This window comes from Vibrio sp. MEBiC08052 (genome assembly GCF_001506075.1).
GTDB lineage: Bacteria > Pseudomonadota > Gammaproteobacteria > Enterobacterales > Vibrionaceae > Vibrio.
Window position 1 is genome coordinate 3,502,456 of the sequence record NZ_KQ947475.1, and the last position, 14,821, is coordinate 3,517,276.

10 protein-coding genes are annotated in these 14,821 nt (G+C 44.7%); 3 read left to right on the forward strand and 7 right to left on the reverse strand.

The window, feature by feature from the left end:
• Window positions 1–51: 51 nt before the first annotated feature.
• Complete coding sequence (locus VRK_RS15050; protein WP_059122124.1) at window positions 52–1,701, reverse strand: methyl-accepting chemotaxis protein; 1,650 nt, start codon at window positions 1,699–1,701, stop codon at window positions 52–54.
• 609 nt (window positions 1,702–2,310) lie between these two features.
• Here VRK_RS15050 and VRK_RS15055 point away from each other — a divergent pair.
• Complete coding sequence (locus VRK_RS15055) at window positions 2,311–3,717, forward strand: glycoside hydrolase family 1 protein (RefSeq protein WP_059122125.1); 1,407 nt, start codon at window positions 2,311–2,313, stop codon at window positions 3,715–3,717.
• Window positions 3,718–3,897: 180 nt separating this feature from the next.
• Here the strand turns inward: VRK_RS15055 and VRK_RS15060 are convergent, their stop codons facing one another.
• Genes VRK_RS15060 through VRK_RS15070 form a run of 3 tightly spaced genes read right to left on the reverse strand, consistent with a single transcriptional unit; the run spans window position 3,898 to window position 6,484 of the window.
• On the reverse strand, window positions 3,898–4,929 hold the full coding sequence (locus VRK_RS15060) for a DUF2955 domain-containing protein (protein ID WP_059122126.1): 1,032 nt from the start codon (window positions 4,927–4,929) through the stop codon (window positions 3,898–3,900).
• Between the two features lie 13 nt (window positions 4,930–4,942).
• The gene (locus VRK_RS15065) at window positions 4,943–6,001 is read right to left on the reverse strand and encodes an HlyD family secretion protein (RefSeq protein ID WP_059122127.1); all 1,059 of its coding nucleotides are present in this window, start codon (window positions 5,999–6,001) and stop codon (window positions 4,943–4,945) included.
• A gap of 21 nt (window positions 6,002–6,022) precedes the next feature.
• The gene (locus VRK_RS15070; RefSeq protein WP_059122128.1) at window positions 6,023–6,484 is read right to left on the reverse strand and encodes a MarR family transcriptional regulator; all 462 of its coding nucleotides are present in this window, start codon (window positions 6,482–6,484) and stop codon (window positions 6,023–6,025) included.
• 522 nt (window positions 6,485–7,006) lie between these two features.
• On the opposite strand from VRK_RS15070, the gene VRK_RS15075 reads away from it, so the two are divergent.
• A complete protein-coding gene (locus tag VRK_RS15075; protein ID WP_197413120.1) occupies window positions 7,007–8,602 on the forward strand; it encodes a carboxylesterase/lipase family protein in 1,596 nt (531 codons plus the stop codon).
• 161 nt (window positions 8,603–8,763) lie between these two features.
• Here the strand turns inward: VRK_RS15075 and VRK_RS15080 are convergent, their stop codons facing one another.
• The 3 genes from VRK_RS15080 to VRK_RS15090 form a co-directional block, all read right to left on the reverse strand.
• Window positions 8,764–10,680: a methyl-accepting chemotaxis protein gene (locus VRK_RS15080; RefSeq protein ID WP_059122129.1), complete on the reverse strand. Its 1,917-nt coding sequence runs from the start codon at window positions 10,678–10,680 to the stop codon at window positions 8,764–8,766.
• A gap of 217 nt (window positions 10,681–10,897) precedes the next feature.
• Entirely contained in the window at window positions 10,898–12,286 is a 1,389-nt protein-coding gene (locus VRK_RS15085; protein ID WP_059122130.1) for a glycoside hydrolase family protein, read from the reverse strand.
• A 20-nt stretch (window positions 12,287–12,306) separates the two neighbouring features.
• Complete coding sequence (locus VRK_RS15090; protein ID WP_059122131.1) at window positions 12,307–13,704, reverse strand: sucrose-specific PTS transporter subunit IIBC; 1,398 nt, start codon at window positions 13,702–13,704, stop codon at window positions 12,307–12,309.
• 263 nt (window positions 13,705–13,967) lie between these two features.
• Here VRK_RS15090 and VRK_RS15095 point away from each other — a divergent pair, with 263 nt between their 5' ends.
• Window positions 13,968–14,666 carry a GntR family transcriptional regulator gene (locus tag VRK_RS15095; protein ID WP_059122132.1) on the forward strand — a complete coding sequence of 233 codons (699 nt, stop codon included), beginning with the start codon at window positions 13,968–13,970 and terminating at the stop codon, window positions 14,664–14,666.
• Window positions 14,667–14,821: the final 155 nt, after the last annotated feature.

The following is a 14,821-nucleotide window of genomic DNA, read 5'->3' on the forward strand; positions in this document are numbered from 1 at the left end:
AGCTCACTTTGATCATATGAGCGCGCAGAACAACCCTCATTGGATTTTCATTCAGGAAAGTTTAAATGATGCCACCTGCCGAGAGAGTTTCTGAATGGATAATGTGACTTCATTGATCGCATTATTCGCTTCAGATGCATTTACCGTAACTTCTTTTGAGCTTTCACGCATTTGCTCCATATTATTATTGACTTGATTGACGACCACGCTTTGTTCTTCGGTTGCGGCTGCAATTTGCACCGAAAAGTCGGTAATACTATTGACTCTGTCGATAATCAGATTCATGGCTGAGCCCGCAGAATCGGTATAGCTTGATGTTTCAACGGCTTTTTCTGTACCGGATTTAATCGTATCGACTGCTTTTTTTACGCCGGCGTTCAGTTCTGACAGCGTGGTTTGAATGCTTTGTGTAGACTCCTGCGTTTTCTGTGCTAAAGCGCGGACTTCATCGGCAACGACAGCAAAGCCTCTCCCGGAGTCTCCAGCCCGAGCTGCTTCTATAGCAGCATTGAGCGCCAGTAAATTCGTTTGTTCTGCGATACCCCGAATCACATCAACGACGGAGTTGATACTCTGACTGTCTTGCTCTAACTTACTGATCACACTGGCTGCGCCTTCCATCTCCTGAACGAGTGCGGTGATCTGGTGAATTGCATTTTGAATCCCCTGATGAGAATTGGTGACATCAGTTCTGGCATGATTGGATTCATCGGATGAGCGTTGAGATTGTTGGGCAACTTCAGAGATTGCCGTATTCAGCTCAGAGATTGAATGGGCAATATCATCGAGAGCCGTATTTTGATGTGCAGCACTCGTCCCGGTTTTGGATGTCAGACTTTTTAGCTGATTGGCATGGTTATGGATTCCCGAGACTTCGTCTTCAATGGTCAGCAGCATATTGTGCAGATAAGTGATGAACTCATTGGTTGCATTCGCAAGCTGTGAAAGTTCATTGTTGCCATTGTCCGGGAGTCTGAGTGTTAAATCACCACCAGACTGACTCAGCTCTTTCATTTTGTCCGTCAGCACTTGTAACCGAGTCGAAATCAAGCGTGGAATATAGAATAAGAACCAAAGCCCGACCACAACAGAAAAGAGGCTGGTAACGGTGGTATATAATTCTTGTTGCGCTTCTAAACTGTGAATCTCTGCTGCGACTTCTTGATGACGAGACTCCAATTTCTCACCAAATTTATCGTAGTACGAGCGTAGTGTAGAGAACACCTTTTCCTGATCTTGGGTCAGTAAGGTATAGGCCGGTTGGTATTGATCATCATTGACCAAGCGGATGATGTTTTCTGAGAGGCTTTTCCACTGGTTAAAGGTGCTGATGTATGTTTGATGTTCCTGAGGAATGAGTTTGATCCCTGCCCGCTCTCCGAATTCTCTCGATTTCAACATTCTGTCATAGGCTTGCTGCTGATTTTCATGGTATGCATCAAGTTGTTCTTGAGGGTTTTTTTGCTGTGATGACAGATACATATAGTCTCGCAATGCGACGGCTGACTGGTAGAGGTCACGATCAGCATTTAACACTGTGGTTGTTGCCGGAGAGATATACTTTGTCAACATAGTGGTGTTCTGAGCAATCTGATGGTTCACTTTTAATCCGAGTGCAACCACTGTTAAAATTGCTATCAGTAAGAACGCGATGGGTGTGAAAATCTGATACTTAATTTTCCAACCAGAAAAGTGCACCATGGTATACCCCTTTATTTGTTGATATAATTATATTTAAGTGTTTGCTTCTATTGCATTTTTAAGCATAGTCACTGTGAGTCTGAAAGCTTGTTTTTATTCATCGGTTCATATCTGGCCGGATAAAATTTTCTGATCTGTATCACAATCGACAGGGGCGTTTGTTGTTTGTCTGAGTAGGGGACGGTATAAGCGTAGGATAGATTGGATTGTTATTCCCTCTGGCAGGAAAACCTGACGAATACGGAACGAATACCATTGTGGTGCTTCCAAAGTGTCGGGTTTTTTTATGACAAAAAACTAGGATTGTTACCGCGCGTTCGCGGGCAAAACCTGAAAGATACAACTGACCGTATGGTGAGGTTAATCTTTCGGGTTTTTTTTGGTCCTTAATTTTGTGGTGCCGGATTTTAAAATAAGCATTTCAGGTCGATATGACCGTGTGAACTGCGATTATCGGTGTATTTATTGGGATTGTTCTGGCCAGTGGATTGGCGGTTGCTTTGGTGAACCGGGAGCTGCGGGAAGTGCAGATCAATCTATGAATGAAGTAGCCACATCGGTTGCTCAATAATATGGTTAACATCAGGATTAAACAGGAGAAGAGAGAAGATGAGTTTTAAATTTCCCGATTCGTTTTTATGGGGGGGCGCAACGGCTGCGAACCAGATTGAGGGCTCTCACTTGGGCGACGGTAAAGGTCTATCCACTTCAGACGTTTGCCCTTATGGTGCATTTGGCGAAATCGTGCCTCGTCAGGCTGGGGATTTTAATATTAAAGATCTTGCGATTGATTTTTATCACCGCTATCCCGAGGATATCGCGCTCTTTGCCGAAATGGGATTTACCTGTTTGCGCTTATCGATTGCCTGGAGCCGTATTTTTCCTAATGGCGATGATGCCGAGCCGAATGAAGCTGGTTTGGCGTATTACGACAAAATTTTTGCAGAGTTAGCGAAGCATGGTATTCAACCGCTTGTGACGTTATCTCACTACGAGATGCCACTGAATCTGGCAGAAAAATATCATGGCTGGGCGAGCCGGGATGTGATTGGTTTTTTTGAAAAATATGCTCGCGTAGTGTTTGAACGATATGGTCATGCGGTCAAACTCTGGCTGACATTCAACGAGATCAATGTAACGTTGCATGAACCATTCACGGGCTCCGGTTTGCCGAGAGACTGTGACGAACAGACCCGTTTTCAGGCGATCCATCATCAGTTAGTTGCCAGTGCCAAAGCGGTGAAAGCGTGTCATGAAATGATTCCTGATGCCAAAATCGGTAATATGATTCTGGGTGCGATACAGTATCCGCTCACCTGTAATCCTGATGATGTGATGCATACTCTGACACAAAATAGGGAGTGGCTGATGTTTGGTGATGTTCAGGCAAGAGGATACTATCCGAGTTATATGACGCGTAAGTTCAAAGAGCTGGGCGTTGAAATCAACATCACTGAAGATGATCGGGAAACACTGAAAGAAACTATCGACTTTGTTTCATTTAGCTATTACATGAGCGCATGTGCCAGTGCTGATCCGAATGAGCAGGCTAAAACTGCGGGCAATATGCTGAGTATGGTGTCAAACCCTTACTTAAAAGCGTCTGAATGGGGTTGGCAGATTGATCCGGTTGGATTGCGTTACCTGCTTAACTTCTTATATGACCGCTATCAACTGCCGCTGTTTGTGGTTGAAAACGGCCTTGGTGCGAAAGATGTCATCAATGAAGCGGGCGAAATTGTTGACGACTATCGGATTAATTATCTGAATGACCATCTCTTCCAAGTTGGTGAAGCGATTCAGGATGGTGTTGAGCTGATGGGTTACACCAGCTGGGGGCCGATCGATTTGGTCAGTGCCAGTACGGCACAGCTTGCCAAACGTTATGGTTATATTTATGTCGATCGTAATGATGATAATCAGGGTACACTCGATCGGATACGCAAGAAAAGCTTCCATTGGTATCAGGACATTATTCAGTCTCAGGGAGAGAAGCTGATGCCACCGAAAGCTTAAGACTGTCCTCAGCCCGTCTAGTCTGTTTTTATGATATCGTATGACAGGTGATTGAAACTCAGGATGTCACAAAAGATTGGATTGAGAGTCGTCAGACCTCAATCCTTTTTTGTGACTTTACAGTGTAAAACGGAGCGTATTTGGATACGTGATGTTGAGTCAGAACAACACTTGAACGGGTCAGTGCCCGTACTTGGTCGCTTCAATATTATTCAAGATACGATGGATCAGATAAGTGGCGATCAATGTGGCAACAATAGCAAATAAGATACTGCTGATTCGGTACAACGCATTAAATGTTAAGTCACTGGTCGGTGTCAGATACTGACCGAATAAAATCCCTAATGTGGTTAATCCTCCGAATCCAACTCCGGACCCACTTGCTTCTTTCATGTGCAGATAGCCGAATAACATGGTTCCGATCCACAGCAGTGGGATGACGAGCACTAATTGGTTAGAGCGATCGTATAAAAGAATTTGGCAGCTCAGACCAAAAACAACGCCTAAAATCGTCCCCATTGCTCTTTTTCTGGCATAGCCTAAAGCGCCATTCCAGTTCATCGGAAACAGCAGTAACAGGCTGGTGGACTGCGCTGACATCGAATCACTGAGATTGAGTGTCTGAAACACGAGAAACGATAAGGTCGCAACGCCGGTACCTAACAGCGTCTCATGGCGGAAACGATGAGACTGTTTAGGTTCTGACGGTGGTGGCAGCTGTCTGGGCGTCACATCAGGGATGAGATAGTGCATCAGATAGGCAATCCCAATCGCCAGAATATTCGCAACCATGTTACAGCTGATCATGTCATTAATATCAGTGGTTGAATAACTGGCAAAATGCAGCATGATACTCAGATTCAACACACTGTTTGCACCAAACAGGAATAACGGTCCGCGAGCCATACAGGCAAATTTGGAGAGAAACAGTAGCAACGCAATGCATGTCATCATCCCCGGATGCGAGCCAAATAAGCCTCCGAGTAGGCCGACTTCCAGTGTACAGATGACTGCTGATGCAATTACTTGCCGGGCGATATGACCGTTGAGTACCGGGATCATCCCCAGCAATAACATCGGAACAACGGTAAAAAAGACCCCGAAGTCCCAGCCAAAGTATTTACTAAAGGTAAAACCGAGGGTCGCGCCAGTCGCGATTCGTAAGCACTGCCGGAGATCGTTTTCATTGAGAGGATGGATCCATAAGCGCATCTTGTTCTCCGGTTCAGTAAATGTAGTGCAATAAGCTCAGCGCATGAATTTGCATCCGCGCAAACCAAGCAAACACGGATTGTCGGGGAATCAGCTGTACCGTTGCCCTGGCACCGGCTGGCAAATTCTTAGATAGCGGTTGATTGAGAACGAGATGAAGTCGGATTCGTTGCGCATCTCTGACCCAGCGATTAGAACTTGTCGGAGAGGCAAGCGAACCGTTAGCATCAAACTGACCATTACTGACACCCGCATCGATGGTACTCACCCTAGCGGTATACAGGTGGCCCGGATCGCGATCAAAGGTAATCAGTGCCGGAGTGTTATGACTAAAATTGCGCAGACTCTTCTCTCTGAAATCAGCAATGATATCCAGTTTGTTATCGACCAGCGCAATCAGCGGCGTGCCTTTATTGGCGTAAGTTCCGATCATGAGTTGCAGGTTAGTAATAATGCCGGCATGTTCTGCTTTGACTTGAGTATAAGAGAGATTGAGAGCCGCTTGCTGAAGGCGGTTCTGTGCCATCTTCACTGTGACATTCTCATGGGTCGTTGTACCGCGACGAACCTGAAGCTCTTTCAGTCGGGCTTGCGCGGCCATCAGGTTTGCTTTTGCCGCAGTCGCATTACTCAATGCATCATCACGCTGTTGTTGGGAAACACCATTACGGGCGAAAAGTTTATCCAGTCGTTTGGCCTCGCGAACTTTTTGGTTGAATACAATTTGATTTGCTTCGGTCTCTGCTTGTGCGGCTGCGATCGATGCATCTAATTGTTGATTGTCCTGAATGGCTTTTTCCAAATCGATTTTGGCTTGCTCAACCGCAAGCTGATAGGACGCCGGATCTATCTCAAACAAGATATCTCCCTGCTGTACCTGTTGGTTGTTGTGGACATAAACTTGTTTGATTTGTCCGCTGACTCGGGGCGCGATTTTGGTAATGGCACGGGTTGCCATCGCCTGTGGCGTCAGTGGCATTACGGTATCGGCCAGTAAAAAATAGGCAAAAAGGACAATGAAAAGCGCACTGGCGTATTTCACCCAGCGTGCAAATTTTTGATCGGGGGTCATCTTGTGAAACTTCCTTCGTTATTATTCTGGTTGGTGCAGGTTTTCCTGAGCATTATGTGCAATTTTTTCTAATGTCTTGCTCAGTTGGTTGAGCTCGGCCTCATCAATATTGATGAGCATACAATGTCTGACGTGCAGCACTCTTTCTTCAATCTGCTTTAAAAGTTCTTTGCCACTGTCAGTTAAATGGACAATTCGGGCTCGTTTGTCGTGTGGACAACAGTGGCGCTCGATAAAGTTTTGGTCTTCAAGCAGTTTCAAGGTTCTCATCAGTGAACCGAGTTCGATTTCAAGTGCATCGGCCAGCACTTTTTGACTGACCTCATCGCCGAGACGTTGGAGTTTCCAAAGCGCAACCCAACGACTTTGGGTTAAGCCGAGCGGTGTAAGCTCCTGATTTGCTACGCTGTTCCACAGACGAGCAGCCCGAGCGAGTTGCTCGGCAAGCGATAAGTTCTTCAGAATATTCAGATCATCGACCATAGTGGATTATCTCAATTACTAAGCATGCTCAGTAATATATAGTAGTTAGCAGGCTAAGTAAATATTTTTGATTTAAGTCACAAAATTAATATTAGATTTGTTGATAAGTGACTGTATTCATTTGGGTTCTGCTATCAACTTCACAAGGTGAGTGGGAAACATTTGAGTTAAAAACCGTATCTCACTAGATTAGTTGCATAACCGGATTGTTACTGTGGTATTTCTCTGACGCCTGACTTTGGTGGGTGTCTGAGGACGATGCAGGCAAAACCTAGCTGTTCCTGGAGTGTTGCTTCTGGAGGCTAGGTTTTTTTATGGATTCGTCTTGCGGATCTTATGTTGCCGACGTTGTCGTGGATTGTGGTACTGATTCACTTGGTTGTCGTCCGGGTTTTATAGCTCGCTGTTTTGTTACAAGCGAGAGAAAAAGCAGGTAATTTGAACTCGGTGAGCCTGATGGAATTGAACATAAAAACCGAGAATGAACTGATATTCCAATCGATGAAACGGAGAGTACTTGAAATGAAAAAGAACCGCATTTATATGCTGGCACTCGCAATTGTGGGGTTGAGCTGTCATGTGTCTGCGCATGAGAATACGATAGTGAAAATCAAAGATGGTCTCATGCAGGGGGTACACAATGACTCGGTTATTTCCTACAAAGGTATCCCTTATGCACAGCCCCCCGTCGGCGACTTACGCTGGCGAGCGCCACAACCCGTCAATGCTTGGGACGGCGTTTTACCAGCGAAAGACTATGGGAGTGACTGTATGCAAGTGCCTTTCCCGGGCGATGCCGCACCACTCAATGGCAAGTTATCCGAGGATTGCCTGTTTCTGAATGTGTGGCAACCCGCAGAGCCAAGTCGGACATTACGGCCTGTCATGGTATGGATTCACGGGGGTGGTTTTGTCAACGGTGGTTCTTCCGCTGCAAATTATGACGGAACATCTTTTGCTAAAAACGGGATTGTGATGGTGAGTATCAACTATCGCTTGGGACGTTTTGGCTTTTTTGCCCACCCGGCTTTAACCGCAGCAAACGAAGATCCTGCGCTGGGGAATTATGGACTCATGGATCAGATTGCTGCATTGCAATGGGTGAAAGAGAATATCGCTTCTTTTGGCGGAGATCCGAATCAGGTCACGGTTGTCGGTGAATCGGCCGGCGGTTTGTCAATTCATGCGCTTTTAACCTCTCCGATGGCTGAAAACTTGTTTGAGCGAGCGATTATTCAATCAGGAGCTGGTCGCCGCCATTTCAGTGGCCGCTATCTAAGTCATGAAAATACATCCGGTGAAGCGTCTGCTGAAACTGCCGGATTGTTGTTCGCGCAGAAGTTTCATATTGAGGGGCAAGGACAAACTGCGTTAGATGCTTTACGGGCATTACCTGCTGAAGATGTTGTCGATGGTTTGAGCATGATGAATCTTAACGGTGTGACATACACTGGCCCGATGATTGATGAAACATTGACCACTGCGCATCCTCAGAATATTTATAACTCTGGGAGTGGCGTTTCTGTCCCACTATTGGTGGGGGCGACAACTTCAGAAATTCCGGTTTCATCTCCGTTTACCAAATGGCCTGAAACGATAGAAGAAGCGCTGGCTATTTTTGGTCCGGTTGGTTCTAAAATTGCGAAATATGCCTATGGCGTGACACAAGAGACATCTGTTACGGATCTGGTACTGGATATTATCCGGGATACCGGAATGGTTGAGCCTGCCCGTTTTGTCATGAAAGCTGCTGAAGCGCAGGGGCAACCGGTTTATGGTTATCGTTTTGCTTATGTAGCGGATGTCCTCAAGCCAACATCAAAAGGCGCGGATCATGCCAGTGAAATTGTTTACGCATTCAATACTTTGCATGCTCAATATCATGATGCTGTGACTGCCGCTGATCAGGCAATGGCTGAGCGAGTGCATCAGTATTGGGTTAACTTTATTCGCTATGGCAATCCCAATGGCTTAGGTGTGCCACATTGGTCCCGATACCGCGGTTGGGCTGACAATCTGATGATGTTCTCCAATCAGGGTGTTGAGCAATCCGGCATGGTCTTTGACCCATGGAAAGTGCGCCTGACGCTGATTGAGTCAATCCAGCCACCATTGTGAACGACGACTGTGAGCGGCAACTGCGATAACATCAACGTTTGAGCCTCAGTGACCTCTGAATGATAAACAAATGCAAAAGCGCACCTTTAAAGTGCGCTTTTTACTGAACAAACCCATATCTCTCATTGTTTAAACAGGGTATTAAGGTTTAAACAACGCAATTAGAGTTTAAAGCGTCCGACGATATCGATCAGGTTATGGTTGACCCTGTTGATGCCTTCCATGCCCGATAGTGATTTTTGTCCGTTGAGGTTCAACTCATTGACGATATCATTCAGCGCGGACATATTACGGCTAATCTCATGGGTTACACTGCTCTGTTCTTCTGCCGCTGTTGCGATTTGTGAGCTTAAGTCATTAATTTTGTAGACGAACTCGGTCATTTTTTCTAGGCTGACCGCGACATTGTCAGAACCCTCAGAGGTTTCCTGACAGCGCTCTCTGGTATGCTCCATCGATTCGACAATAGTTTCTGTTCCCTTGAGCAGACGAGACAGTGCCTCTTCGATTTCTTCCGTACTTTTCTTGGTTCTGCTGGCCAGATTTCTGACTTCATCCGCAACAACGGCAAACCCCCGGCCTTGTTCCCCGGCTCGGGCTGCTTCTATTGCAGCGTTGAGTGCCAGTAGATTGGTTTGTTCTGCAATGCTGCCGATCACGGTCAGAATGGAATGAATACTCTGAGTTTCATCACTCATATGCTGAATATGAGTTGAAGAGTTCTCAACATCACTCATTAACACAGAGACGGTATGTTGAGATTGCGTCATAATTTGTCTTGATTCAGCACTGGTATCATTGGCCTGTTGCGTCAAGTTGGCCGTATGAGTGGCATCTGATGCCATCGATTCGGCTGTTGCATTCATCTCTTCAATTGCAGTGACGACTTGTTCCGTTTCTATGACATGGTTTTTGAGGATCGCAGAGTTATGTTCCGAAAGTTGTTTCATGTCTCCGATGCTGGTTTGAAGCTGCCCCGATGCATTTTGGATTTCCCGCATCATCGCTTGCAAGTTACCAATGAATTGGTTAATGCCATCTGCTATCTGACCCAGATCATCGCTGGAATGGACTTTCAGGCGTTGGGTCAGATCACCGTCACCACGAGAGAGACCGGTAATCATATTTTTAAGAGAAATAATGGGACGATATAAGATTTGAATGACAAAGAAGGCAATGACCACACTCACGATGGTAGCAATGATGGTTGTGGTAATGGCCGTATGTTTTGCCGAAATAAGCCCTTTAAAGGCGATGGCTTTATTGAGACCAATCACAAAATACCAGTTTTTATTAGCCACCTTGATTCGGTGCGTAAACAAAATTTTATCTTGTCCGTTGAGCACATAATCTTGTACGGTTTGCTCCTGTTTGACCGCTTTGGATACGGCATCTTTGAACCAGTCAAAATCAATACCTTTGTCCCCGGGTTTCAAGACTTCGGAAGAAGAAGCCAGCACGGTCGTGTCTTGATTCAAAATTAAAGCAACAGAACCTTCAATGTCGTTTGCGCTTTTAACCAAATGACTCAGGAAGGCAAGCTGCATATCAACACCGATCATCCCATCTTTAATTTTTTGGACCATACTGACCCAGTAAATATCAGGATTTGCCTCATCCGGATAGGGCTCTGTCATCGATGGATTGACCGCATTGCGACCATCTTGATAGTAGCTCATGGTTCTGATATCCCCGTTGAATTTATGATCGGGCCAGGCATCACTGACCTGATTCCAATATGCGTCTCCGGTTGTTTCAAAACCGATAAATGAACTGCCGGTATTGAGAGTGGTCGCAAAAATTTTTGCTTGGTTTATATAATCCTGAGGGGACTGGCCGGGAAGCGATGTATCTTTATACATGTCGCCGATGCCCTTTATTCCAGCTATTTTTTCACTGATAAACTGCTCAACCAAATCTGCTTTATTGGTGGCGTAATCTGTTCCGGAAGCAATAATCAATTGAGATATTGTTTCCGCTTGTTTCATATACGCAATGTAATTGGAAACTGATACAGAGGCACCAACGAGCAAAATAACGGAAATGAGTAGTATCTGTTTAAGTCCGTACTTTTTCATATTGAATCCTTTCAGATAATTACCCTAATAACATTGTCGTCAGGAAATATTAAAAGTTTAGTATTATTTTTGCGGTCGAAACAATTTTATTGTTATAAATATTAATAAAAGAGTATTTAAATTTGAATGGTTTGATATGAAACATGTAATAAAAATCGTATTGCATAAAAATAACCATCCAAAATCTTGGGTGGCTATTGATACGAGATTGAGTGATCTACTGGGCCAATATAGAGAGGGTTATATTGGTCAGTGAGAGCTCGCCATCAGTGACGCCGACACTCAGTTTGGTTCCGGGTTTCTGATACATTCTGACACTTAAGGCCGTGCCGTTGATGTAGAGCACTGCGATATCATCATCAACGACCAGTTGCAGCGAATAGTCAGTCTTCTCTTGGAGGTTAACTGGCCTTTCGAGCCCTTTATTCATATATTGGAACCACGGCCAGTTCGGTGTTTTATCGAAAGTCAGCCGCTTTTCATTGAGGGCAAAACGGTATTCATAAGCCTCTTCTAGTTCGTTTCCATATAGGAAAACAGAGAATCCGCGAGTCCCCGGAGTAATGTTCACTGTCGCTTCAATGCTAAAACAAGTTGAGGTATCTTCTGCCAGAACCTGTACCTGATGTGAATCAACGGTTTGCAGTTGCGTATCAGCCAACGGCGTTTTGATACAAAAAGCATCCAGCACAGATTTGAGTGGTTTCACACCCAGCGTATTATCGGTTCGCTGATAGACTTCCTGAGGAACAAACGTCCCGCCCCATTCATAATTGCCTAAATCGTCATTGTTCTCTTTGGTCGGCACCCATCCAAAAAGCACGCGTCTGGCACCATCGGTCGCTGTGCGGCCTGCATAATATGCCCGGCCATCAAATGCATCATCTGCCGGGGCTAGCCAAGGGCCGTCTAAGCTCCGGCTCATACGGTAGATCATCTTATTCTGATCACTGAATTCAGAAACAATCAGATACCACCACTCGCCAATTTTGAATAGTTCTGGCATCTCAATCATGGTGAACAGGCCCGGATACCAGAAGTCCCCCTGAAATGTCCATTCCGTCATATCTTTACTGGTAAAGGAAACCAAACGCCCCGTACGTTTTCTGTTGTCCCCCGGTGCTCTGGCCCCCAGAACCAACAAGTATTCCTCTTTTTCGTCATTCCAGACAATAAAAGGATCTCTCCAGGCAAATATGTCGTATCCTTCCTGAGGCACAATTTGATCCGCATTCCCGTTCTTTTCCCAGTGAATTAAATCTTGGCTTGTCGCCTGCATTAATTTCTGAGAGGGGATTCCCTTTTTCTTAAATATCTTATTCGCGCCAGTATAAAAAGCAGTGTAAGTATCCTCTGATGTCTGATATACGCTGCCAGCGTAGATGTACTGATCCTGATCGTCATTTGAACCATGTTCTATTGAGGTGCCGTGTTCTTCATAATGGCGAAAATCCTTGGTGGTACATAATGACCAGCCAAAAGGTTCACCCATCGGGCCCGGATTGCGGGTATCTCGTTGATGGTACAAATAGAAAACACCATCTTTGCAATAAGGCATACAGTCACCAAACCAATGCCCGTCAGGCTGATAAAAAATCTTATACATAAAATAATCTCTTTTTATTCTCACTGAGAATCTGCGGTTAATGTTTTACGTTCATTACTATGAATAACGGAAATGAAGTAGGAAATGACAAAAGCGCTACCAAACGCAATGACCATACCTAATATATAATTCAGCAGGCTGCCTGGTTGAGCGATAACCATGCCGGGAATACCGGTCATTCCCACCGCGGTCATCCCTACTTTTGTGTACACAACAAAAGCACCACCTAATGCACCACCGATAAGTGCTGCCAGAAATGGTTTGCCATAGCGGATGTTGATCCCAAATATAGCGGCTTCAGTAATGCCCAACAAACACGAAATACCCGCCGGGACAGCAATTGCTTTAACTTTTGCGTCTTTTGCTTTAAACGCAACAGCGAGACACGCTCCGCCCTGAGCAACGTTAGCCATTGACCAAATTGGTAGCAGAAAGTTAACGCCGACTTCGGGATTGGTTAACAGGCCTGCTTCAATGGCGTGGAAGCTATGATGAATGCCTGTAATGACAATCATTGAGTACGTCCCGCCAAACAGCAATCCCGCAAGCCACCCAATATGTTGATAGATGAAATTCAGAGATAATGTAATCCCATCACCTAAAGCTCGTCCAACAGGACCGATAAATAACAGCGCAATGAACCCGGTCAGAATGATAGTGACGAAAGGCGTCACGATCAGATCGAGGGAATCAGGAACGACCCGATGTAACTTGTTCTCCACGAAACTTATGAACCATGCAGCTAGTAGCACCGGGAATACCGTGCCTTGATAGCCGATCATCGCGACGTCGATGCCAAAGAAATCCATGGTATTAAAACCAGAGGCGACGCCCCATGCATTTGTTAATGCCGGATGGGTCAGAATGCCACCGAGTACGGCACCTAAAAATGGATTTCCTCCAAATTCTTTCGCGGCGGTAAAACCAATCAGAATGGGTAAAATGATAAAAGCAGCGGAACTGCACATATCAAGCATGATGAACAGCGCACTATCTGGTGATACCCACCCATTGGAACGGACTAATCCGAGTAATCCCATCAGCAACCCGGCAGAAGCAATTGCAGGGATAATAGGGACAAAAATATTCGATAAAAGTCTGGCTATCCGCTGAAAAGGGTTAAGTTTTTGGGCTGCAATATTGGTTAAATTTTCCTTTGATGTTTCATTGATGCCGGTTTGAGAGACAAATTCAGCATAGACTTTATTGACTAACCCCGTCCCAAAGATGATCTGGATTTGCCCCGCGTTGATGAAGCACCCTTTTACACCATCGACATTGTCAATTGCCTCTTGATTCAACTTGCTTTCGTCAGCCAGAACTAATCTGAGTCTGGTTGCGCAGTGTGCTGCACTGGCGATATTGTCTTTCCCTCCCAGCAATGGGATCAGTTCACGGGATATTTTTTCTATGTTCATTGCGTGACCTTGTTGCATGTTTTTGTATTGGATGTATGGATTGTTTTAATTTGTATTCAATTTGTATTAGATATCACTATTTTTTAAATGACAAATAGGACAAATAAAAAATGAGATAATGATCAATATTCGCAATTAGATATAAATAGATAACAAATAATGTGGAATAATCTGGTGGATCACATTTGTTATGCTGTTAATTGAATAGGTTCTTGATTTGTTTGAATTCTGTATGCTAGTTTTAGCCGAGATAAGGAGAGAAAATGCTGTATAAAAAAGTGATGCTGGATCTGAAATCTCGGATTGACTCGGATGAGTTGAACATCGGTGATATGTTACCGACGGAAAAAGCACTGATAGAACATTACTCGGTCAGTCGGAGTACGATTCGTAAAGCTATCGATGAATTGGTGAAACTAGGATTAGTTGAGAAGAGACAGGGCTCAGGGTCGAGTATTGTTAGCAAAACGTTAGCAAATTCAATGTCAAATTTGGTTACAACCCAAGAAATGCTCGCGAACTCAGATAAGAGTTTGGTGTATAAAGTTGTCGAGTTTCAGTTAATGTCAGCGGATAAAGAAATTGCAGAATTCTTAAAAGTTTCGCCATCGGAAAAAATTTACTTTATTCGTCGCATCAAGTTGATTAATGAGGTGCCTTCGATATACGAAGACTCCTATATTCCGGTTACGTTACTTCCTCAAATTAATCTGCTCTCCTTAGAAGGATCCAAATACAGCTATCTGGAAAATGAGCTAGGGTTTGAGATTGATGGTGCCATTCAAGATTTTGAGGCGATCCTGCCAGATCAGGATATTTGTGAGGCCTTGAACGTGTCACCTGAACGGCCACTGATTCGTATTCATTCCATCGGGAAACTCAAAGATGGGCGAGTTTTTGAGTATACGAGAACGAGCTTAAATCCTGAAACCTATACCTATAAACATTATTTAAAACGTTAATATAAGAGAAATCCACCAGTTGAGTGACCTTGAAAAGGTCACTCTCCCGAGCCTAAATGAAACGCTTAGCATTTTGGGTGTCTGGTGGGGTGAATCTGTAAATTTTCCTTACTCCTTTCTCGTCCGCATACTTGAATGTTTCTTCCATGTTTTCG

Bases quoted from the DNA above. Each gene is read 5' to 3' on its own strand.
- VRK_RS15050 (WP_059122124.1), bottom strand. From the start codon at position 1,701: ATGGTGCACTTTTCTGGTTGGAAAATTAAGTATCAGATTTTCACACCC.
- VRK_RS15055 (WP_059122125.1), top strand. From the start codon at position 2,311: ATGAGTTTTAAATTTCCCGATTCGTTTTTATGGGGGGGCGCAACGGCT.
- VRK_RS15060 (WP_059122126.1), bottom strand. From the start codon at position 4,929: ATGCGCTTATGGATCCATCCTCTCAATGAAAACGATCTCCGGCAGTGC.
- VRK_RS15065 (WP_059122127.1), bottom strand. From the start codon at position 6,001: ATGACCCCCGATCAAAAATTTGCACGCTGGGTGAAATACGCCAGTGCG.
- VRK_RS15070 (WP_059122128.1), bottom strand. From the start codon at position 6,484: ATGGTCGATGATCTGAATATTCTGAAGAACTTATCGCTTGCCGAGCAA.
- VRK_RS15075 (WP_197413120.1), top strand. From the start codon at position 7,007: ATGAAAAAGAACCGCATTTATATGCTGGCACTCGCAATTGTGGGGTTG.
- VRK_RS15080 (WP_059122129.1), bottom strand. From the start codon at position 10,680: ATGAAAAAGTACGGACTTAAACAGATACTACTCATTTCCGTTATTTTG.
- VRK_RS15085 (WP_059122130.1), bottom strand. From the start codon at position 12,286: ATGTATAAGATTTTTTATCAGCCTGACGGGCATTGGTTTGGTGACTGT.
- VRK_RS15090 (WP_059122131.1), bottom strand. From the start codon at position 13,704: ATGAACATAGAAAAAATATCCCGTGAACTGATCCCATTGCTGGGAGGG.
- VRK_RS15095 (WP_059122132.1), top strand. From the start codon at position 13,968: ATGCTGTATAAAAAAGTGATGCTGGATCTGAAATCTCGGATTGACTCG.